Origin of the sequence: Pseudomonas sp. Mn2068 (assembly GCF_049319725.1) — a bacterium.
In the GTDB taxonomy this organism is placed as follows: Bacteria; Pseudomonadota; Gammaproteobacteria; order Pseudomonadales; family Pseudomonadaceae; genus Aquipseudomonas; species Aquipseudomonas gingeri.
Map to the genome: position 1 here is coordinate 328,945 of NZ_JBMOUG010000005.1, position 21,675 is coordinate 350,619.

Sequence of the window (21,675 nt, forward strand, 5' to 3'; positions counted from 1 at the left end):
CTCCGAATGCGTGATGGGATGCAAGAAAGGCCGATACGGGAACGCTCAGCCAAGGCTGCGGGTGCGACCCGACGAACTCATTCAACACACGATCCATGCTGGGCTTATCACTTGCAAAAAGCAAGTAATCTATTGAATTTTACTTGCGCCATGCAAGCAATGCTAAGATCGCCGTCATGAAGACAACCTTGAAAGAAGACTTTCGATCCCACTGCGCGGTGAACTACGGCGTGGAGATTTTCGGCGACCGATGGTCGCTCCTGATCATTCGCGACATCGTTTTTGTTGGAAAGAAGACGTATGGCGACTTCCTGAAATCGGAAGAGAGAATCGCGACCAACGTTCTTGCTTCCCGACTGGCCTTTCTTGAGGAGCAAGGTGTTCTGTCGAAGGCGCCTAGCCCCGATGACAAGCGCAAGGACTTTTACACGTTGACCGAGAAGGGCCTGGACCTCATTCCAGTTGTGATCAGCATTGTGCTCTGGAGCGCGAAGCATGATCCGAAGTCGTACGTGCGACACCGCGAGGCGTTTATTGCTCGATTAAGTCAAAACCCCGTGCAGGTGAGTGAGGAAGTGAAGGAACTGGTGCGCAATGGCGGGTGCATCTTTCCTGAGAGCGGGGGATGAACAAGACGGCAAACGCGCCCTGTCACGGCGCACAAACCAGATGCCACCCCCGGCAGGACGCTTGGGGGAGGACAAGCTTCTGCATCAACGCAGCCAGGGCAACATTGAATGGTGTCTCCCTGGGTTTACCGGGTCCTACGACGCGCCGAACAATCGATGGGAGCGCCTGGGCCTGGGGCGTCAGAGTTGCGCAAGACCGCCGTCAACGGCGACTTCGCTGGCAGTCATGAAGCTGCTGTCCGGCGACGCGAGAAAGGCGGCCACGGCCCCGATCTCCGTCGGATCAGCCATGCGCTGAAGCGGGGTCATCGCGGCGTAGACCTTCTGGCCCTCCTCGCCCAGCGCCTCCTTCGCGAGTTCGGTCGCCGTCGCCCCGGGCGACAGTACGTTTACCCGGATGCCAGTGCCCTTCAAGTCCTCCGCCCAGGTCCGCGCAAGGTTGCGCACGGCCGCCTTGCTCGCGCTGTAGGCGCTCATTCCCGGGGCGCCCGTGGTGCCGGCGCTCGACCCGGTCAGGATGATCGAACCACCCTGCCCCATCAGCGGCAGCGCTTTCTGGACGGTGAAAATCGTCCCCTTCACATTGGTGTCGAAGGTTTCGTCAATGTGCTCGGCGGTGATCTTGCCGAGCGCAAGCTGGCTTCCCGCTCCGGCATTGGCGAAGAGAATATCGAGAGTTCCGCGCTCAGCTTTCACCGTCGCGTAAAGTCGGTCGAGGTCGGCCTGATCGGAGACAGAGCCCTTCACTGCGCGGGCATTGGGCCCGAGCTCGGCTACAGCGGCATCGAGCGCTTCCTGCCGACGGCCGAAGATGAAGACGAAGGCGCCCTCCTCGATGAAGCGTTTTGCGGCGGCGCGGCCGATGCCGGTAGCGCCACCGGTAATGACAGCGGTCTTTCCATTCAGTCGGTTCATGTCGTGCATCCTTAGTTGGAGTTGCAACCAAGCAGGGAATTTCTTGCTTGAGACAAGGATGCAGCGCTGATAACCTAAGGACAAGTATGCACCTTTTGGTAAGTATCAAAAAAATGACGGCGACTTCTGAAATCTGTGACACCGGTTGCGGGCTCAACGCCACGCTGCGCATCATCTCCGGCAAGTGGAAACCGCTGGTCTTGTTTTTCCTGCGCAACGGCCCGAAGCGCTACGGCGAGCTCAAGCGTCTGATCCCGAGCGTCAGCGACAAGGTGCTGATCCAGCAATTGAAGGATCTGGAAGCCGATCAAGTCCTGATGCGGACCGACTACAAGGAAGTGCCACCTCGCGTGGACTACGCGCTGACCTCGCTCGGTCGCAGCCTGGCTGAAGCGATTGTGCCGCTGTGCACCTGGGGAACCGAGAACGCGGCGCAAATGGCAAGTATCTTCGCCAAGCGCGACGCTTTGTCCTAGCAGAATACTGAAGAACTGCTGAGTCGGATGACGCCGCGCATTCTTGGGGGGCGGTAGGCGGACATCGCAACTGACCAGGCGTTTGCCAGATCAACGGACGGCCTTCAATAGTGTCTTCACCTGCCCCATCAGGCCCGGTACATCGACGTCAGTGATCACCTCCACAGCACGTTCGCCCAAACCTGGCCCCTTGCCTTGTGGCCAGGACAGCGTGTTGCCGTAGCCCGCAGTAAAACTGGTATCGATATCGACCAGTACCGTCATTCGGTGCCGGATCAATGAAGGATCCAGCCAAACCCCGGCGGCAATTTCATCCCACATGGGTAGCGACTGGTCGTACTTTTTCAGGTATTGGCCAAGTTCGGATCCGGTGCGGGCAATTTCTTCGTCGTCATCCTTGCTCCACAGGGTGCGCGTGGAAGGATCCACCGGGATCTGGGTAATCCGCCGCCAGGGTTCGTGCAGGACCAGGGATGCCGCCTCCGGATCAAAACGCATATTGAACTCCTGGCGGGGTGTCTGCCGGTATTCGTCGGCGAAGGTGTTGTTCGCAGGCTCGGGCAAAAAACTGCCTCCCATGAATACCAGTTCCCTGGCCTGGGCGGCGAACTGTGGGTCTAGTCGCGCAGCCAGTGCCACATTGGTCAGCGGCCCGCCAGACCAGATTGTCACTTCGCCAGGATATCTGCGCACCATGTCTACCATGAACTGCGCAGCACTCTGGGCGGCCGGCTGGGCGTGGGGCAAGCCCTGGGCAAAAGCGGGAATCTCGAACGGGGTTTGCGGGTGCTTGCCCGCCACACCCGTGCTCCATGCGCCCTTGTAGACCAGCGGCCCATAGAGGGCTTCCCAGCGGCGGGTGCGAACCTCGCTGTTCACCAATGGAAATACGGCACCCGGATACACCGGCACGTCCGTGCGCCCGACCACCTCCAACAGACGCAACAGGCTGGCGACATTCTCATCGCGCCAGCCATCACCACTGGACACGGTAAAACCCAGTACTTCGACATCCGGCGCATAAAGCAGCATCAGCAGGGACTTGAGATTGGAGCCGGCAGGCCCCCAGGCATCCTGATCGACGATGATCCTGCGCTTGGCAGTGGCGGCATCAGTCATCGCACCGAAGAGTGATAACGTCAGCAGCAATGCCAGGGTGTGAAATCTACGTAGCCCGTTGCGTTGAATCATCATGACCCGTTCCTCATACACGCTGGCTATCTCCGCAACTCAGGGCACGGCTAGCAACAGCAGTTTGGTATTGACCGTCTCGAAACCATTGTCGGACACCATCACCAGCAACCGCCGCCCATCCGGCAAGCGCGGCCCCCAGGCCATGCCTTCGAAGTTATAGGGCCTGAGTGACAGTTGTCGACCGAAGTCGAACACCAGTGTCTTGCTCAGCGGCTTGACCTGCGCCTCGGCCAGGCGGCCGATGTTCGAGATATCCGTACCACCCTCCAGCGAGACCCGGTACAGCCGACAGCGAAAATCGAACGCGCCCGCTTTGTTCTTCGCCCCGGAACGCTCCAGCACCAACATGTCGCTGGAACCATCCAGGAGGATTTCGCTGATGCCGTTGTCGGCAATCCCACCCACGCCCGGTGCCTGGATCGGGTCGAGACGATAGGCAAACTGTTGCAGGAGATTGCCCTGGCGATCCAGCCGTGACAGACGGGTCAGGCCGCCCTGCTGCAGGCTCGACAGTGGACCGTCCTGCAGCAGTGCATCTTCGACCGACACCCAGAACGACTGGCCCCCCGGATCGAACGTCAGCCCTTCGAATGATTTGTTGCTGCGCGGGCCGCTGCGGCCTGTCGGATCTCGTTGCAGAGGCCTCGGCAACGAGAGTTCGGCCGTACATCTGCCGCGCTTGTCGGAGAAACTGATCGATGGGCCGATGCCACGCTTGTAATAGCCTTCCGAGGACCACAGCAGCCCGCCTTGCGGGTCCACGCGCACAGCCTCACCGTCAGAAACTGGTCCGTTCTGGCTTAGCGGTACATAGTTCTGGCCTTTGCAGTCGCTTAACGGCCAGGTCGCATTCAGCTTCAGGTCATGGCGCCTGCCGTGCCTTTTCAATGAGCCGCTGTAAAGGCGGCCGACGCCATCGAGAGAATGCTCATCGGTAATGAAATACCAGCGGTCCTGCCCAGGGTCATAGTCCAGGCCAGAAAGTCCGCCCACTACGGTACCACCTACGCGCAGGCCAGCGGGCAAGTCAACCAGATCGATGATTTCCGGGGCCGACACCGCGTGCACAGGGAGCGCGAACAGTTGAGCGCCCCCAAGCAATAACGCTACAAACACCGATCGGGCGCGCATCAGAAGGTTTCCACACTCAAGCTCAGCGCCACATTGCGCGGCGCGCCCTGCATCAGGCTCGGCGAGGAGGAACTGTAGGTCACCCAGTACTGCTCATTGGTCAGGTTATTGACCACGGCATTGAGGGTGGTTCTCTTGCCGAACAGCCTGGTCTGGTACTGGGCGCCGACGTCGAACAAAGTGTAGCCATCGACCTTGAGAGTATTGGCCGCATTGAAGTCATAGCTCGAGTAGTAATTGGCTCCCAGACTGAATGCCCAACCCTGCAAGGCACCGGGGGCATAGCGAATACGACTGGCAGCCTGGAAATCCGACACGCCCGCCGCATTGTGGCCTTCGAGGCCAGGCACTGCGTGGTATTTCGAATCAAGCCACAGGGCGTTGGCAGAGAGCGTCCACTCGCTGGCCAGGCTGACCTCACCGCCCAGTTCGGCTCCCTTGTAACGGACATTGCCTTGCTGACGGAACGCGTTGGTGCTGTCGGTGTACTGTGCCCCTCGGTCGATCTGAAACAGCGCCGCCGTGGTGTTCCAACCCTGCCCCTGGGTCTTGATCCCCAATTCGTACTGCTTGCTCTCGATGGGCGCAAACACTTCGCCGTAGTTGGAGTTGCTGATACTGGCCACGCCGCCCTTCTCCAGGGACTCCACATAGCTGGTGTAGATCGTGGTGTCTTTCCACGGGCGATACATCAGGGCGTAAGTCGGCGTGACCTTTTTCTCCTGATAGTCACCCGCCGCCCCGGCCAGTTGTACGCCAGTGTTGCGGTCGTAGTTTTTTTGCTGGAAATCGGTGTAGCGCCAGCCGGCGATAATCGACCATTGCTCGGTCAGGTCGATGGTGTCAGCGACAAAGGCGGCGTCCTCATCGATATTGAGGAATCGATGACGATTGTGCCCTGCGGTACTGATGGAGTAACCGGACAGATCAACCGGGTCGTACAGGTTGCCACCGTTGATAGTCGCACTTGCCGCATTGGCGTCGCGGCGCTGCAGAATGTCCAGGGACGACGCCCCGACCACCAGCTTGTGATAGAACGGCCCGGTTTGGAAACTGCCTTCCAGGGAGGCCTGCAGCTGGTCGGAGGTAAAGGTTTCCAGTTGCGCCGACTGGGCGATGCGATAGCTGCCGTTATTATTGAGCAGGTTCAGGCTGCCTTCGCGCCAGCCGGTGTATTGCTCGCCATAGCGGTAATGCACATTGGCCGTCCATTCAGGCGACAGCTCCCACTTGAAGCCGGTGGTTGCCAGGGACGTCCGCGTGCGGAAATACGAACCGTCTTCGGCGAGTTTGCTATCGCCTGGGATGGTATGGGGGATACTTACACCGGCACCCGGGAAAATACCGTAGTAGACACCCTTGGCCAGACGTGTCGATTGCAACGCATCGAAGTCCCAGGTGAAGCTGTCGGTCAGACGCGCATCCAGCGCCAGCCCCCCGGAATCACGGCGCACATGACCGCCATCGACATAAGTATCACCGCCTTCTTGCACGGCATTGACACGGTAGCCGAAACGCTGCTCGGGCCCAAAGCGGCCGCCGTTATCGACGCTCTCCGAGAACACGCCATCGGACTTGTAGCGCGCGCCGAAGTCGAGCACAGGGTTGTCGGTCGGACGTTTGAGCTGGTAATTGACCACGCCGCCCGGTGAACCAAAACCGTACATGAAACCCGACAACCCCTTGAGCACCTGCACCTGGTCAACCATTTCCAGGGGGAGTTCCGCGCGGTTGATGTAGCTCAGCCCGTCGACCTTATAACCGTTGACCTGATCCAGCAGCAGGCCGCGCACGGACACGTAGGAGACGACGCCGACGACAGCACCGGCGGTTTGACGCACCGAGCTGTCCCCTGCCAGCACTTCGTCGATGCTCGACGCCTGTCGTTCGCGAATATCCCTGGCGTCGACTGTCTTCAACGAGAAAGGCGTGTCGATCTCCGCCGTGCTGCCAAGCGCGCCGTTGGCGGTCACCCGCCGCAGCGACTTCACCGGGGCGTCCGTACCGGGCGATGACGCCGAGACCTGAACCTCCGGCAGCACCACCGTCTCGCCACTGGCCAGCTCACTGGCTGCCTGAGCAAGAGGTGTCAGCGCGAAACCGCCCAGTCCGGCACAGAGAGCGCCCGCACAATACAACACCCGCTTCGATTTGCCTGCCTGATAAGCCATGTCCTGTCTCCCAACAAATACCGACAAATAAGTGGTTGTGGCTTTTCACGAGGCGCAGGAACCCGTAACAGCAAAATCAGGATTTGCCGCCATCATGAATAAAGCCGGTTGCAAAAAAACGTCTACAGCACGCTCAGAGCGCCTCTTTCACCCACAGATAAAAGGCGAACACGCCGTCCAGTCCGATCAGAATCGCCGTCAATCGAGCCCACTGCCCCCGCGCCAGCACGATCAGCGTGTAGATAAAACAGCCGATGGCCATACCTGCCATCAGGTCCGTCGTGACCAGGGTTACCAACAACATCAACACCGGGGGAATTGCACTTTCTGCCTGCGTGAAGTCCAGATCGCCCATGGATCTGAGCATCAAAAAACCCACCACCACCAAGGCGACGGCACTCGCCTGTGCCGGGACGCAATGGATCAATGGCCAGAACAGAATCGATACGACAAACAGCCCCGCCACCACCAGGGCCGTCAGCCCCGTGCGCCCTCCGGCCTCCACACCGGCGACCGACTCCACGTAGGCAGTCACCGTGGTAGTCCCCACGACGGCGCCGATCACGCTGCTTAGCGCATCACTGGAAAAGGCGGCACGGGCATTGGGAATATCCAGCCCCGGCGCTTGCAGATTGGCCCGCCGGGTAACGGCGAATAAGGTAGCGGTGCCGGAAAAGAACTCAGAAACAAGGAAATACAGGGTCACCGGCAAAAGCACTGAAAAGTGCGTAAAGAAGCCGTGCAAATCGAAGGCAAAGAGCATCTGCGGATTGAACGGCGGCAGCGCGAAAACAGCTTGTGGCGTGGCGGTCAAAGGCGCGCCGTCACTACCGGGCACGAACAGGCCGGCCACACTGACTGCGACCATTCCCAACAGCAGTGCACAGGGTACGCGCAGGGTCAGCAACGCAGGCGTCAGCAGCAATCCTGCCAACGCCAGTAATTGCGCCGGCTGACCAAGAGGCCCGATGGTCATCCCGCCGCCTGGCAAGTTGTATATGACCCCACAATTACTCAAGCCAAGCCAGGCGATAAAACCGCCAATGGACAAGCCGATGCCCCGTTTTATCGGTTCAGGAAAGCCTTCGATGATGCGTTGGCGCCAGCGACTCATGGACAGCAGGAAAAACAGCAGGCCATTGCAGAACACCATGGCCAGACCGATCTGCCAGGACACGCCCATCTTGCTCACCAGCACCTGGGCGAACACGACATTACTGCCCATCCCTGGCGCCAGACCGATGGGCAGGTTGGCCCACAGGCCCATCAGCAGCGTGCCGGCCACTGTCGCGATCACTGTCGCCCAGAGCAGGTCCGCCTGGGCGATACCGGTAGGCGCCAGAATGGCCGGATTGAGCACGATAATGTAGGCCATGGTGGTAAAAGTGGTCAGGCCCGCCAACAGCTCGCGCCGCACCGTGCTGCCATGCTCCGCCAGACGGAAATACCTGCGCCACGCCTCAGGACGCGGTGCAGCGGCTGCAATGCTGGCAGGCCCGCGATTCACATCGCCACCTTGGGCAGTTCAACCGCCAGCGGCCCATACACCGCGCGGCATACGTCCTCACACTTGGCCAGGTCGAAACGGCCATGGCTGCGCACGCCTGACTCCATGTCGATCCAGTAGGCGCTGCCGCAACCCAGGTCGAGCTGTTGCAGCACGCTGCGTACATTCTGCGGATTGAGGCCGCCGGAATAGCCGCAGAACGGAATATCCCCCTTGAGCGCGATCCACTGCTCCGGCTGCATGCCTGTGCCAAATGAAACATCGTAAAGCCAGTCGACGCCGGACACCTCGGGGAACGCGGCCTGACATTGCAGGGCCGCCCGCATGCCGTGGCGGGAAGCGAAACGCATACAGTGCTCGATCTGCTGGCCGTTACTGCCACTGAAACCATGATTGATCTGTAGCCGGGAAAACCCATCCAGATTCAGATCCGGCTCGCCGCCGCTGGCGATCAGTGCCGCCGGTACGCCACAGATGTGAGCCGACAGACGCAAACCGCTGCACCGTATGCGATCGACGGTCTCGGCATCCGGAAACAGCCTGTTGTCGAGTCGCGCCGGGTCGATCAGCACACCCCATTCGATCGGATACTGCTCCGATAGCGCACGCATGCCGGGAATCAACGCGTCGCTGTCAACGCCGGTGAAAGTGATGAAGGCCGGAGCCAGAAATCCAGAATTGCTCATAAGTAGTCCGTATCGGTCAGCGCACGCTTGCTGGAAATTGTTGAAGGTCGGCCGAACGCAATCGACTCTCGACATCGGCGCGTCGGGGATAACCGCTGCGCGCGCCGAAATCCCGCACGGCGAAACACGCTGCCGCACAGGCAAAACTCATCGACTCGGCCAACGTGCCGCCCCGCAGCGCACAGGCAAGAAACGCCCCGGCAAAACAGTCGCCTGCACCGGTGCTGTCCACGGCGACTTGCGGGAAGCCCGCGTGCCAGCAGCTTTCAGTACGGCTGACGGCCATCGCACCCTCGACACCCAGTGTCACGATCAGCAGGCGCGGCCCGCAGTGAAGCAACCCCTGTAGTGCCTCAATGGAAGGTTGCAGCCCGGTCAGTTCACTGAAGCTGTCGCGGTTCATGAACACCACATCCGCACCGCCGAGCAGCGTATGGAACGTCTCGGTATCAGGGGCCATCGCCGCTTCGATATCGATGATCACGTCGGTGCCGAATCCCTGAGCCGCCTCGGCCTGGAGCAGAAAGCGCGGAAGATCATAAGGCGCACTGTAGAATGCCCGGCTCTGTTCAAGCAGCCCGAGCCTGTCAGCGACCGGGGCCGGTGGCACGGTCATGGGGCTGTAGACGAGGGCCTTCTCTCCATCAGGTGGGACCATTATCAGCGCCGAAGCACTGGTCGCCCCAGGCGTGCGCGTCACCTGTGCGGTACTCACACCAAAACGGGAAAACTCGGCCAGCAGCATGGCGGCGTAAACGTCATCCCCCACTCGACCGCAGACGCTTACCGTCAGCCCGAGGCGGCTGGCCGCACAGGCCACATTCGACTCAGTGCCGCCTGCGAAGCAACCGAGCATCCGCCCCAACCGCTTTTCACCAGCCACGGGAACCTGATGGGTCGCAAAGTAGATATCGACACAGGGATCCCCCAGCGTGAAAAGGTCCGATGACCGATCCGAGCGTTGGGCAAACAAAGGGCCGGGCCTGATCATGTCGCCGCTCATCGTGCGGTCACCACGGCAACCCGGGTGATACCCGCGCGCTCGATGGAGGCCATGGCCTTGGCCACTACGCCATAGTTCACCGCGGTATCGGCCTGCAAACGCACGCGGGTTTCACTGTCGGTAGACTTGATCGTTGCCAGCTGCGCCTCCAACAGCCCGGCCTCGATCTCGTTCTTGTCGAGGAACAGCCTGCCGTCGCGGTCGACACTTACCGTCACCGGGTCCTTCTGCTGCAAAGGCGCCACGGCATCGGTCCTGGGCAAGGAAACCTTGATGGAGTTGGTCATCAGCGGTGCAGTGACCATGAACACCACCAATAGCACGAGCATGACGTCCACCAACGGCGTGACATTCATCTCGCTGAGCACTTCGTCGCTGTCCTGGGTCGAGAAGGCCATTTCAGCTCGCCTCCTTGAAGATTCTTGCATTCTGCACAATCGGCTGCTGGCTGATGGTGAACACACTGCGCTGGGCCAGGCTGTAGAAGTCATAGGCGAAGTCGTCCATGTAAGCGATGGACAGCTTCAGACGACGCAGGAAGAAGTTGTAGATAAGCACCGCCGGCACAGCGACCGCGATGCCCACTCCGGTTGCCAGCAAAGCGTGGCCGATGGGCCCGGCGACCGTCTCAAGACTTGCGGAACCGGTCTGACCGATGACCTGCAAGGCATTCATGATTCCCCACACCGTCCCGAACAGGCCAATGAAGGGCGAGGTGCTGCCAATACTGGCAAGCACCGCAAGCCCGGCCTCGAGGTGCCGACGCTCTTTCTGAATCTGCTGCTTCAAATGCCTTTCGACGCGCTCGGAACGATCGATGGACTGCGCCAGTGCGCTTCGCGAATTTTCCTCCAGGTTCATTGCGTCGACACCAGAGGCGACGATACGCGCCAGACCGCCAGGTAGCTGGCTGGCCTGCTTGACCGCGGAAGACAGATCAGGCGACGCCCAGAACGCCTTTAGAAAGTGCCGGCTTTCACTTTTCTGCCTGCCGAACTGCACCACCTTGATCATCAACAGCGCCCAGGTGACAACGGAAAATGCGATCAACACCCACAGAGCGGCGGGGACGATCAGCGGAGTCAATGAGTCGAGCATGTAGGTTTCCTCTTGAATGAAAGGTTCAGGATCACTTGGGCAACTTGAAGTCGATGACTTGGGTCGCTGTTCCGGAAACTGGCGTATCCCCCCGCTTTGCCGGCAAAAACTTCCAGGTACGCACCGTTTCGACGGCTGCGCTGTCCAACAACTCATGACCGCTGGAGCGAGTAACACTTACCGAAGCCGCGCGGCCTTCCGCGGTGACGCTGATACGCAACTCCACCCGCCCTTCCCATAAGCGGCGCAGGGCCATCTGCGGATAAGCCGGTGCCGGATTGCCAAGGCCCGCAAGGCCAGAGACAGCGGCGGTTTCCTTTACGGGCGCCGGTGCGGGCGCCGGGTTCGCAGCTGGCGCTGTGCCGGGAGCCGCGGAAAGCGTGGAAGGCTGCGTCGGTTCGACATGTTTCGTCGCTGGCAGGGGTTTGGGCCTGGCTGGCTGTACTTTCACTGGCTCCGGTCTGGGAGGTGTTGCCACTGCCTCGGTGTCTTCTGGAGCAGGTGACTGCACCGGCTGCTCGACCGGCTCTGGCGCCGGCTCGGGAGGCGGCGCAGGTGCTGGCACGGCCTCAGCGGCAAATTCGATGGACATCTCTTGAGGTTGGGCCGGAGTGATGCGCTCTTCGGACTGATAGCCCCACCACAACAACGCGCAGTGAACGACGATGGAAAGCAGCGCCATCAGGATGATCGTCCGTAGCAGCAAGCCGCTTGCCGGTACGTCCAGTACGGTCAGTCGAAACGGCACAGCAGCAGCCTCGTCGCCATGCGCGGGGAAAAAAGCTTCATCGTCCAGGACGAGGCTTGCAGAGTGGTTGGCCATGGGCAAATGCCTGTCTCCATGTTCACATCGAACGAACCGAATGCTCGTCGAACACGAACAGAGCACCGGGCACCTTGTTGAACAAAGGCAACGATCATACCAATTGGTACGTACCTTTATTGTCGCAAGGCGAATATGCGAAATATGCCGATGCAATGTGACATTGCGGCTACAAAAGCCCTTTCATGAACGTTATTTTCTTATAGAGGTACGTACCTATAAAAGAAAAAAGAAACAAATCGGTGCAACGCGAACGACCCATGCCCGCTTTTTGCCCAGGCAATCTGCGTTTTTATGAAATTTCAGGGAGATGAAGAGGCGGCAGAACTGCCGTGCAATGCGCCCGTGGCTGGCGCATTGGTTCGTACCTTGAGGGAAGTTGATGGCAGGGTGCGGTTGCTGGCGGCTCAGTTGCCGCCCCACTGCGTCACCTTGTTTTTGTAGCGATAGGAGGGCCCGTAGCGCATTTCGCAATACTCGATGGGCACCCGCCTTTCAGACATGGTGACGCGCTCGCACAGCAGCAGCGGCGCGCCCTTGTCCAGGTTCAGCAATTCGACGTCCTGCTCCGAGGCCAGTATCGAACCGATACTCTCCAGTGCGAGACTCGGCTGTATCTGCAGCTCCTCGACCAGCAAACGATACAGCGAGCCCTTGCGCTCAAGCTGTTCACGGGTAAACCCCAGGCCCTTGGGCAGACACAGCCAGGAATCCTGGATACCAATAGGCTCGCCGTCGATCAGACGCACGCGCTTGACATGATGCAGGACAGTATCGGGTTTGATATTAAGGACACTGCCAATCGCCATACCCGCAGTCACCTTCTCGAAGACCAGCACTTTCTGCCCAGGCACACCGCCACGCTTCAAGGTGTCGAGGGTAAAACTGCCAATGGCCTTGGCCATGTTCCGCAAGGGCGCCGAGGTAATGAACGTCCCCCGGCCATGATCGCTGTAGATCATCCCCTCTTCATCCAGCAAACGAATCGCCTTGCGCACCGTGTCCCGGCTTACCTTGTAATGCAGGGCAAGCTCACGCTCCGGCGCCAGTGGCTCCTGATCATTCAGTTCTCCCGACTCGATCTGCTGGCGCAGGGTCTCGGCCAGTTGCTTGTAGAGAGGTACTGCGACCTCGTTGCTCGGGATGGGATCCGTAAGGGGCAAGTTAACTCTTCCGTAATGACTGTTGGGGGACACAGCATGTTATATCTACCGAATTGGTACATACCAGTTAATCCAATTTTTCCCTATTAGGCAACTCGCGATGGCTGAACGCGCTAGCTGTGTATCCGAAAAATGCGCATGGAGATTGATTGCTCGCGCATCGCGCCTAGCCCTCCGGGAAGCCGTTTCCTCAACAGATCGCCTTGTACCAAAGCGAGGGCTCGTCACCCGAAAAACACCTCATCAACCTCTCCAACCCCATTGGCCGGGCAAAGTAATACCCCTGCGCCTGCCCCGCCCCCATCTCCCGCAACAACTCCAAGGTCGCGGCATCCTCAACCCCTTCAGCCACCACACTCAAATCCAGCGATTCCGCCATCCGCACAATCGCCCGGACAATCGCCCGACTGCGGGAACTGCTGGTCAGCTCAAGAATGAATGACTTGTCGATCTTCAAGCCGCTGAAACGGTACTGGTGCACATAACTCAGGGAAGAAAACCCCGCCCCGAAGTCATCGAGCACCACCGACATGCCGTTGTCGGCCAGTTGCTGCATGGTGCGCCGGGCCATCGCCGGTTCGGCCACCAGCGCGCCTTCGGTCAGTTCCAGGCAGATCCGCGACGGCTCGACGCCGTGCCGCGCCAGCAGGGCCAGCACTTCACTGGCGAAGTCCGGGCGCGTCATGCTGTAGCTGGAGCAGTTGACGTGCACCGGCGGCCAGTTGGCGTGCTGGGGTTGGGCGAGGATCACGGCAATGCTGGTCAGCATGTACAGGTCCAGACGCCCGATCAGACGCAGGCCCTCGAAGTCCGGCAGGAACTCGCCCGGTGCGACCACCCGGCCACCCGGCTGGTGCCAGCGCACCAGCGCTTCCAGGGCCAGCAGTTCGCCGCTGTCGACGCTGACAATCGGCTGGAAATACGGTAGCAGTTCGTCGGTGCGCTTGAGGGCGTTGCGCAAGGCCCCTTCCCGCTCGACCTGGTCGGAAACCTCCCGGCGCACCTCCTGGTTGAACACCGCGTAGCTGTCGCGTCCGGCGCTCTTGACCCGGTACATCGCCGCGTCGGCATCGCGCAGCAGGTCCGCCGGTTCTTGGTGGAACTGGCTGTCGGCACTGACGATACCGATGCTGCAGGACGAAAACACTTCATGGCCATTGATGAAAAACGGCAGGTCGAAGGCCACCAGGATCCGTTCGGCGATGTCGATCACCACCTCCAGCGGCGCCTCGGGCGCAAGCACCGAAAATTCGTCGCCGCCCAGGCGCGCCAGCATATCGGTGTCGCGCAGGCAGCCGCGCAGGCGGTCGGCGGCCTGCATCAGCAGCAGGTCGCCAAAGTGATGGCCGAGACTGTCATTGACCATCTTGAAGCGGTCGAGGTCGATGAACATCACCGCCAGGTGCCCGCCGTCGCTGTCGAACCGCGACCAGGCCTGGTTCAGGCGCTGTTGCAGGTAGGTGCGATTGGCCAGTCCGGTCAGTGCATCATGGGAGTTTTCGTGTTGCAGCTTGGCGTTGGCATGGTCGAGTTCGCGGGTACGGTTCTGCACCCGGGCTTCGAGCATGAGATTGGCAGCGTGGATGGCTTCGGCGGCGGTACGGCGCGACAACGCGGTATCGATATGGCGCGACACGAAGGTCAGCAGTTCCTGGTCGCGCAGGGTGTAGCTCACCTGCGAGGTGTAGCTCTGGACGGCCAGCACGCCGCGCACCACATCGCCCTCGAACAACGGAATACCCAGCCAGGAGTACGAGCGGACGGACTTGTGGCCCAGGACGATTTCACCGTTCGCCGCCAGGCGATGGGCTTCGTCGACGTCGATCAGGCACGGGCGACGCTGGCGGATGATGTACTCGGTCAAGCCCAGACGCCCGCGCCGTGCCGCCGGGCGGACCGTCTGGCGCTCATCGACGTAGTACGGAAAGGTCACTTCGCCGGTGGCGTCGTCGAACAGGGCGATGTAGAAGTTCTGCGCAAACAGCAGCTCGCCGACGATACCGTGCAGGGTTTGAAACAGCTCGGCCATGTCGCCGGGCTGGCTCGACAGTTCGGCAATCTGGAACAGCGCGCTCTGCAGGTGTTCGGCGCGCTCGCGGTCGAGCACTTCCTGCCTCAGGGCATCGTTGAGGGTCGACAGCTCCTGGGTGCGACGCAGCACGGTCTCTTCCAGGTCCGCCCGGTGCAGGATGCGGTCAAGGGCCATGGCGACGTGGCGGGCCACCACCAGGAACAGCGCGCGGTCTTCGGCGCTGTAGATACGGGCAACGTCGTAGACCTGCATCGCCAGCATGCCAAACACCTCGTCCGAGGCGTTTTTCAGCGGTGCGCCCATCCAGAATTCGGGACGGTCGCCCACGCAGTGAAAACGCCCCTCGGCCTGGGCTGTGAGAATGCCGGCGGAGTCGATCAGCAAGGGCTGGCCGCTGGTCAGCACCTGGCCGGTCAGGGACAGGTGCGACATGTCGAGGTATTCGTAGTTCTCGGACTCCAGGGCATCCACATCGATGATGTCGACATAGTACGGGTAGTCGATCTTGCCGCTGAGCGGGTCATACAGCGCGAGGTAGAAGTTCTCGGCGTCGATCAGGCTGGCCAGCAGCCGGTGAACGCCCACCAGGAACACCGAGCGGTCGCGGGTCGAACTGGCGAGGTAGGTGATTTCATAGAGCACACGCTGGGTGATCTGGGCACGGGCCAGGGTATTGGTCTGGACCTCGATGCCCAGGCGCTGGGCGAACTCGGCGAGCGCCGGCTCCGTGGACTCGCTGGCAGGCGCGAGCAACCAGCCCAGCACGCTTTCGCCCCTCCCGGTCGGCCAGCGGTGCAGTTGGCGGGCCTGACAAAAGGCTTCGAACTCGTCATTGGCGATGCTTGAAGGCCATGGCAGCGATGGGTCGCCCTGCCCGACCCGATGCAGCTGTTCACCGGCACGGTAAACCACCCAGGCGGTGGTATGGGTCCAATGCCGTGCTGAGTCCAGCAGCTGTTCGATCGTATCTTCGTTGCCGACGTAGGCCATGCCAACCGTATCCGGAGTCCCTTGGAATTGAGAGGCGACAACATCGCAATCGTTCGATTGCCTCGGGGAATCGGTCAACGGACGGACACTCATCAACGCTCCCTGAGCCAAAAACTGGCGATAGTCACTGACTGATTACTAGCAATGTGCTTCTCAAGTAAAGCCTATAGCGTTTTTTTTCAATCGTTTATTCGCTTTGCTGACAAGCCTGGCTGAAGCGCGGGCACATTAATGGCATAATGCCTCCATTCAATAGACAACAGGACGTCCCATGTACGCGTTGAAAGCCCTTTTCCTGACCAGCATTCTCGTCATTGCCGGTTGCGCCACCCAGCCCTCCCTGCCACCGCCGGAATTTCCGGGGCTCGATCAGTCCAGCAAAATCACCGTTCAGGACTTGCGCCCCCACAGCGAGGGTGAAAAGGAAATCTTCAGCCTGCTGATCACCAGCAGTGCCTATGCCATTTATCGTGTCGCGGACGACGCGACCAAACCGACAGGCCCGCGACTGCTGGCCCACCGCGCCTATGAGAAATTTCCGGAGTTGAGCAACCAACCGACGATCAAGGTGCTGCACTTCGTGACCTACTCCAACCTGCAGTCGCAACTGCGCAAGACTTCGCTGCTGGCCGGGTTCACCGGTCCCATCGGCGTGGCGCTGCTGGCGGACAAGGAGTTTCCTGCCGGGGACGTACTGACCACCCAGATCGATGGTCAACAGCTGGAAAAAACCGCCGGTGATGAGGAATACACCCGTGCGTACTTCAGCGCCGAGGAAAACCCGAAAAAGTCGCCGGTGAACCTGATCTATATCGATACGGAAATGCTGGGCAAACGCGTGACCACCCGCTGCCTGGTTCCGCCCATCGCGTCCAAGCCGCACCTGTTCCTGGTCGAGGCATACGATATGTGCATCGCCAACCATCTGGCGCTGTATGGCAACGGTGGTGCGCCAAAGGACACGGCTGCCAAGTGATGGGGGTCAGCCCAGGCGCTCGCGCAGAAATTCGATAAACCGTTGGGTCTTGGCCGGGAGCAGTCGCGTCTCGGTCATGGCATACACCGTCATCGGGTTGCCCTGCCATTCGGGCAGCACGCGACACAGCAACGCCTTATCCAACTCATCGGCAACCACCTCCTCGGGCATCAACACGATGCCCTGCCCCAGCGCCGCCAACCGTCGCAGCATGCCGACGCTGTTGACCCTATAGCGCCCCGCTGCCGCCACCGACCGCGTCTGGACGCCATCGCTCAGGGTCCACATTCCGCTCTTCTGAATATTCAGGCACTGATGCCGTTCAAGATCAGCCGGTGTGCCAGGCATGCCAAAGGCATCGAGATAAGCCGGCGAGGCATACAAACTGGACACCAGGGTAAGCAGAGGCCGGGCGATCAATTGGGAGTCTTCGGACTCGCCCATCCGGATCGCCACATCGAAGGGCTCGCTCACCAGGTCGACGCGACGGGAAGTCAGGTCGAAATCGAAGCGTATCTGCGGATAGAGGCTGGCGAATTCGGCAATCAACGGTGCGAGGTAGGTGATCGCAAAATCCACTGGGAAGGATACCCGCAGTACGCCGCGGGGTTGCGCCACGATGTCTCCCAGTTGCTCATGGGCCAGCCGGGCCTCGTCGACAATGCGCTTGCAGCGCTCGAAGTAGATTTGCCCCGCCTCCGTCACCTCGACCCGGCGTGTGGTGCGATGCAGCAGGCGCAAACCGATGGCCTTCTCCAAGGCGCTGATACGCCGCGACAGCGTGGAGTTGGGCATGCCCAGCACCTCGGCTGCCCCGCGAAAGCCCTTGGCTTTCACGACTTCGACAAACAACGCCATATCGTTGAGAAGTTCCACGCCTATTGCTCCATAGATGGATCAATCAAATCCATAAACCCATATTTATCCCAAAAACAATAGATCGGATGATGCGGCTACAGCAAGCGCCCTCTGCTGGTCGCCGTCGAATCATCGGTTGCGCGAACAGTTGGGCCTTGTACCCGACACTCTTGAGGATCGCATTATGAGCCCACTGTTCACACCGATACGCGTTGGTAACAGCACCTTGCCGAACCGCCTGGTCATGGCACCCATGACCCGAAGCCGGGCAGCACCCGATGGCACACCGGGAGAGTTGGCCGCCGAATACTATGCCCAGCGGGCCAGCGTCGGGCTGATCGTAACCGAAGGCACCCAGCCATCGGAGGACGGTCAGGGCTATCTCACTACGCCGGGTATCCATAGCGACGCACAGACGGCGGGCTGGAAAGAGATCACCCGTGCCGTGCACGCCAAGGGCGGCCATGTGTTTATTCAACTGATGCACGCCGGACGCATGTCCCATCCGGATAACACGCCCCATCACCGCCAGGGCGTGGCTCCGTCGGCCATTGCGCCGAATACGCCGATGTTCACCGTCAGCGGCATGCAGGATATTCCCGTGCCGCGGGCACTGAGTACCGAGGAAGTGCGCCAGACCGTGGCCGACTTTCGCCTCGCGGCGCGGCGGGCCATTGAGGCCGGGGCAGATGGAGTGGAAATTCACGGCGCCAACGCGTACCTGGTCCAACAGTTCCTTGCCGCCAGTGCAAACAGCCGCACGGATGAATACGGGGGATCCATAGAGAACCGCGCACGCTTTGCCATCGAGGTCGCGACCGCCATCGCCGAAGAAATCGGTGCCGACAAAACCGCCATCCGCCTCTCGCCCGGCATCACGATGTGGGGCATTGATGAAGGTGAAGAAGGCCCGGCACTGTACCGCTATCTGGTCGACGAGTTGAACAAACTGGGCCTGGCCTACCTGCACATCCTGCATGCAGGCAACGAAACGCTGCTGGCGGACATTCGCAAGCTATGGAAAAGCGTGCTGATCCTGAACCGTCCGGGCCGGCCACGGGAGCAAATCGGCGCCGACCTGGCGACCGGACTGGCGGATATGGAAGCCTACGGTCAGATGATCCTGGCCAACCCGGACTTTGTCGAGCGATTGCAGGTCAATGCGCCTTTGAACAGCGCTGACAATACGACTTATTTCGGCGGCAATCAGAAGGGCTACACCGACTACCTCACGCTCGGCGCCTGAGGCAGTCCTATCAAAGGCAATCAGGCGTCAGGCGCGCCCATGTACTGGCTGAAGTTGTTGATATGGTCGTCGAGGTTGTCCTCGAGCATCATCCGGTACTGATTGCAGAAGTAGTTCAGCATCGCCTCGCGGGCCTGGGCCATCTCCTCGCCGGACTTGAAGCCGCGCGCGCTGACCCAGGCGTTGAAGCGGGTGGTGCCGAACATCATCGAGGCGTTGACCTTGCCAAAGTCGTCGAACCGCTTGAGTTGCTCGTTGGACAGATGGATATGCTCGTCCGCGCGGTCGTAGAACGAATCATCGGTGGTTTCTGACATTGCTGGAGATCTCGTTGCTCATTTTCATGATTGCCCGCTAACGGGAGACGCCCTGACACAGGCGGCTAAAAACACCGTGAAGGATAATCACCGCGCCTGATCACCGCACGTGCTTTCGGTCCTATGGGTCATCAGCCTTTCGAAGGCGGGATGCCGGGGAACTGGAAGGTGTCGTCCACTTTTATAGCGCTGTAGACATTCTTGTTCTCGACCGACCTGTAGCGGAATTTCCCATTCTTCAGTTCGAGAATCTGGTAGGCATCTTCAAGATCAGCCAAGCCTGGCGGGGCCGGGATGAACTTGGAACCCTGGATCCAGCCCTTGGTGATGGTAAAGTAGATGTTCCCGGCCGTGCCCCAGAAACCTGCTTCCTGGGAGTCCTTCACCTTGCCCGTCTTGTCGATGACACGAAAGCTGACCACGTAGGTGCCATTGGCACGATGCTCGGCAATCTCCATGACATGCCCACCTTCAGTGGTCGGCGAGTCGCTGTACCATTTACCGACAATCAGCGGACGCTGTTTCTGCTGCAGCCCATGCCCGGCTTTGTCCAGCACAACAGGTCCTGGTTTGCTGCAACCGGCGAGACAGACCAGCGTCAGGGCAATACAGAGTGCTTTGATCAATCATGGCTCCTTGAAAAGAAATTCACGCGGCAGATCCGCCGCGCAGATTACTTGCCGAGATATCAAATAGCCACTCTCCTCAACCCTCGCAACACTAAGCCAGCAACAAATGCTCCGCAACTGTCCCCTCCCACACCTTCTCCACCCGCCCGCTGAGGATCACCCCGCCGCTACCGTCCCATTTCACGTTCACGGTGCCGCCGTCACATTCCACGTCGACGCTGTCGTCCAGCAGCCCACGCCGAATGCCGCCGACCACCGCACCACAGCAACACGAACCCGAGCCCTGCGGAATGCCGCCGCCGCGCTCCCATATACGCAGGCGGATATGGCCGCGATCGATGACCTGGACGAAATGCACGTTGGTCTTTTTCGGGAACAACGGGTCGATTTCGATCTTCGAGCCCAGCGCGGCGATGTCGATAGCCGCGAGGTCCTCGACAAAGAAGGTGCAGTGGGGATTGCCCATGCTGCAGGCCACCGGCTCGCCCGCCAGCGGCAAGACCAGGGTATCCATTTCCCTGGCCAGCGGCACGTCCTGCCAATGCAGCGAAGGCTTGCCCATGTCCACCGAAACACCGCCGTCCGCCTGCCGCACGCAGCTCAGCAGCCCGCGGTTGGTTCGCAGCAGCACCGACGAAGTATTGCCCTGGCGCATCAAGGTGTCGGCCACACCACGGGTGGCGCTGCCACAGGTGTCGAGAGGCGTGCCGTCGGGATTCCAGAACACGATGCGGGCGGCGGCATCCTCGCAGTCGAGCACGACGGCCAACTGGTTGAAGCCGATACCCCGGTTGCGATCCCCCAGCCGTCGGGCCACGGCGGGCGTTATCGGGTCAGCCTCGCTGCGGCGGTCGATGATGACGAAGTCGTCGCCATGGGCATGCATTTTTACCAAGCTGAGCGTCATTTCCTCTCCTCAAGCAGCTGCACGAATACCCTCAGGTTCTGCGACACGGTGCCTCGCCGCCAGATCAGCCAGGTCTGCAGGAAACGGAATTTCTGCGACAACGGCCAGACGCTCACCGTGCTGCAACCGGGCATGCTTTCGAGCATGCTGCGGGGCATCAGCGCCAGGCCGGCGCCGGCGCTGACGCAGGCGAGCATACCGTGGTAGGACTCCATTTCGAAGATCTTGCCAGGCACCGCCGCGTCCTCGGTGAACCAGCTTTCGAAGTGATGGCGGTACGAGCAATTGGCCCGGAACGCATAGATGCTCTCGCCGTTGACATCGCCGCCGCGGGTGATGGGCGCGTGGTGCAACGGCGCGATGATGACCATTTCCTCGTCGAACACCGGCACGCCTTCCAGGGTCGGGTGCAGGATCGGTCCGTCGACGAACGCCGCCACCAGCCGCCCGGACAGCACGCCCTCGATCATGGTCCCGGAAGGCCCGGTGGACAGGTCCAGCTCGACCTTGGCGTATTGCTGGTTGTAGGCCGCCAGCAACGCCGGAATGCGCACCGCCGCCGTGCTTTCCAGCGAGCCGAGGGCGAACGGGCCCTGGGGTTCTTCACCGGACACGGTCAGGCGCGCCTCGGCCACCAGATCGAGAATGCGCCGGGTGTAGTCCAGGAAGCTCCAGCCCGCCGGCGACAGGCGTAGGCGGCTTTTCTCGCGGATAAACAGCTCGACGCCCAGGTCCTGCTCCAGTTGCTTGATCCGCGTGGTCAGGTTCGACGGCACCCGGTGAATCAACTGCGCGGCGGCGCTGATGCTGCCCTGCTCGGCAACAGCCTTGAAAATCTCCAACTGGACCAGATCCAAGTCATTCTCCAATCGTGAACGTTTCACTCAGTATTATTCAGTTTCCAGAAAAGCAACAGCCCCGTAC

The 21,675-nt window shown here is 60.5% G+C and carries 21 protein-coding genes; 4 read left to right on the forward strand and 17 right to left on the reverse strand.

The window, feature by feature from the left end; translation table 11 throughout:
• The first annotated feature begins 176 nt into the window (after positions 1-176).
• Positions 177-629, forward strand: coding sequence for a winged helix-turn-helix transcriptional regulator (locus ACL9RJ_RS14630; protein ID WP_042936887.1), 453 nt, complete (start codon positions 177-179; stop codon positions 627-629).
• A 180-nt stretch (positions 630-809) separates the two neighbouring features.
• On the opposite strand, the gene ACL9RJ_RS14635 is transcribed toward ACL9RJ_RS14630, so the two are convergent.
• Complete coding sequence (locus ACL9RJ_RS14635) at positions 810-1,544, reverse strand: SDR family NAD(P)-dependent oxidoreductase (RefSeq protein ID WP_017128910.1); 735 nt, start codon at positions 1,542-1,544, stop codon at positions 810-812.
• 113 nt (positions 1,545-1,657) lie between these two features.
• Between ACL9RJ_RS14635 and ACL9RJ_RS14640 the strand changes: the two genes are divergently transcribed.
• A complete protein-coding gene (locus tag ACL9RJ_RS14640; protein ID WP_017128909.1) occupies positions 1,658-2,020 on the forward strand; it encodes a winged helix-turn-helix transcriptional regulator in 363 nt (120 codons plus the stop codon).
• 90 nt (positions 2,021-2,110) lie between these two features.
• On the opposite strand, the gene ACL9RJ_RS14645 is transcribed toward ACL9RJ_RS14640, so the two are convergent.
• The 11 genes from ACL9RJ_RS14645 to ACL9RJ_RS14695 all read right to left on the reverse strand — a co-directional run bounded on the left by ACL9RJ_RS14645 (position 2,111) and on the right by ACL9RJ_RS14695 (position 15,911).
• Positions 2,111-3,214, reverse strand: a complete 1,104-nt coding sequence (locus tag ACL9RJ_RS14645; RefSeq protein WP_017128908.1) for a nucleoside hydrolase — start codon at positions 3,212-3,214, stop codon at positions 2,111-2,113.
• A gap of 36 nt (positions 3,215-3,250) precedes the next feature.
• Entirely contained in the window at positions 3,251-4,345 is a 1,095-nt protein-coding gene (locus tag ACL9RJ_RS14650) for an esterase-like activity of phytase family protein (protein WP_422765389.1), read from the reverse strand.
• The gene (locus tag ACL9RJ_RS14655) at positions 4,345-6,516 is read right to left on the reverse strand and encodes a TonB-dependent siderophore receptor (RefSeq protein ID WP_017128905.1); all 2,172 of its coding nucleotides are present in this window, start codon (positions 6,514-6,516) and stop codon (positions 4,345-4,347) included. Before ACL9RJ_RS14655 ends, ACL9RJ_RS14650 begins: the two co-directional genes overlap by 1 nt.
• 133 nt (positions 6,517-6,649) lie before the next feature.
• Positions 6,650-8,023: an NCS2 family permease gene (locus ACL9RJ_RS14660; RefSeq protein ID WP_146049237.1), complete on the reverse strand. Its 1,374-nt coding sequence runs from the start codon at positions 8,021-8,023 to the stop codon at positions 6,650-6,652.
• On the reverse strand, positions 8,020-8,709 hold the full coding sequence (locus ACL9RJ_RS14665; protein WP_017128903.1) for a hypothetical protein: 690 nt from the start codon (positions 8,707-8,709) through the stop codon (positions 8,020-8,022). The genes ACL9RJ_RS14660 and ACL9RJ_RS14665 overlap by 4 nt, the downstream gene beginning before the upstream one ends.
• Before the next feature lie 16 nt (positions 8,710-8,725).
• Positions 8,726-9,712, reverse strand: coding sequence for a carbohydrate kinase family protein (locus tag ACL9RJ_RS14670; protein ID WP_178963452.1), 987 nt, complete (start codon positions 9,710-9,712; stop codon positions 8,726-8,728).
• On the reverse strand, positions 9,709-10,110 hold the full coding sequence (locus tag ACL9RJ_RS14675; RefSeq protein ID WP_422765390.1) for an ExbD/TolR family protein: 402 nt from the start codon (positions 10,108-10,110) through the stop codon (positions 9,709-9,711). The genes ACL9RJ_RS14670 and ACL9RJ_RS14675 overlap by 4 nt, the downstream gene beginning before the upstream one ends.
• A 1-nt stretch (position 10,111) precedes the next feature.
• Positions 10,112-10,810: a MotA/TolQ/ExbB proton channel family protein gene (locus ACL9RJ_RS14680; protein ID WP_422765391.1), complete on the reverse strand. Its 699-nt coding sequence runs from the start codon at positions 10,808-10,810 to the stop codon at positions 10,112-10,114.
• A 31-nt stretch (positions 10,811-10,841) separates the two neighbouring features.
• Positions 10,842-11,633, reverse strand: a complete 792-nt coding sequence (locus ACL9RJ_RS14685) for a TonB family protein (RefSeq protein ID WP_422765392.1) — start codon at positions 11,631-11,633, stop codon at positions 10,842-10,844.
• 407 nt (positions 11,634-12,040) lie between these two features.
• The gene (locus ACL9RJ_RS14690) at positions 12,041-12,796 is read right to left on the reverse strand and encodes a GntR family transcriptional regulator (RefSeq protein ID WP_017128898.1); all 756 of its coding nucleotides are present in this window, start codon (positions 12,794-12,796) and stop codon (positions 12,041-12,043) included.
• 190 nt (positions 12,797-12,986) lie between these two features.
• Complete coding sequence (locus ACL9RJ_RS14695) at positions 12,987-15,911, reverse strand: sensor domain-containing phosphodiesterase (protein ID WP_177086331.1); 2,925 nt, start codon at positions 15,909-15,911, stop codon at positions 12,987-12,989.
• A gap of 178 nt (positions 15,912-16,089) precedes the next feature.
• On the opposite strand from ACL9RJ_RS14695, the gene ACL9RJ_RS14700 reads away from it, so the two are divergent.
• On the forward strand, positions 16,090-16,794 hold the full coding sequence (locus ACL9RJ_RS14700) for a hypothetical protein (protein ID WP_422765393.1): 705 nt from the start codon (positions 16,090-16,092) through the stop codon (positions 16,792-16,794).
• A gap of 6 nt (positions 16,795-16,800) precedes the next feature.
• On the opposite strand, the gene ACL9RJ_RS14705 is transcribed toward ACL9RJ_RS14700, so the two are convergent.
• Positions 16,801-17,670, reverse strand: coding sequence for a LysR family transcriptional regulator (locus ACL9RJ_RS14705; RefSeq protein ID WP_369684078.1), 870 nt, complete (start codon positions 17,668-17,670; stop codon positions 16,801-16,803).
• Between the two features lie 166 nt (positions 17,671-17,836).
• Between ACL9RJ_RS14705 and ACL9RJ_RS14710 the strand changes: the two genes are divergently transcribed.
• Positions 17,837-18,898, forward strand: a complete 1,062-nt coding sequence (locus tag ACL9RJ_RS14710) for an alkene reductase (protein ID WP_177086334.1) — start codon at positions 17,837-17,839, stop codon at positions 18,896-18,898.
• A 20-nt stretch (positions 18,899-18,918) separates the two neighbouring features.
• Here the strand turns inward: ACL9RJ_RS14710 and ACL9RJ_RS14715 are convergent, their stop codons facing one another.
• From ACL9RJ_RS14715 to ptrR, 4 genes are all read right to left on the reverse strand, one after another.
• On the reverse strand, positions 18,919-19,215 hold the full coding sequence (locus ACL9RJ_RS14715; protein WP_017128893.1) for a DUF3144 domain-containing protein: 297 nt from the start codon (positions 19,213-19,215) through the stop codon (positions 18,919-18,921).
• 131 nt (positions 19,216-19,346) lie between these two features.
• Positions 19,347-19,841 carry a hypothetical protein gene (locus ACL9RJ_RS14720; RefSeq protein WP_017128892.1) on the reverse strand — a complete coding sequence of 165 codons (495 nt, stop codon included), beginning with the start codon at positions 19,839-19,841 and terminating at the stop codon, positions 19,347-19,349.
• A 94-nt stretch (positions 19,842-19,935) separates the two neighbouring features.
• Complete coding sequence (gene dapF, locus ACL9RJ_RS14725; protein WP_177119016.1) at positions 19,936-20,751, reverse strand: diaminopimelate epimerase; 816 nt, start codon at positions 20,749-20,751, stop codon at positions 19,936-19,938.
• On the reverse strand, positions 20,748-21,608 hold the full coding sequence (gene ptrR / locus ACL9RJ_RS14730; protein WP_177119017.1) for a putrescine utilization regulator PtrR: 861 nt from the start codon (positions 21,606-21,608) through the stop codon (positions 20,748-20,750). Before ptrR ends, dapF begins: the two co-directional genes overlap by 4 nt.
• Positions 21,609-21,675 lie beyond the last annotated feature (67 nt).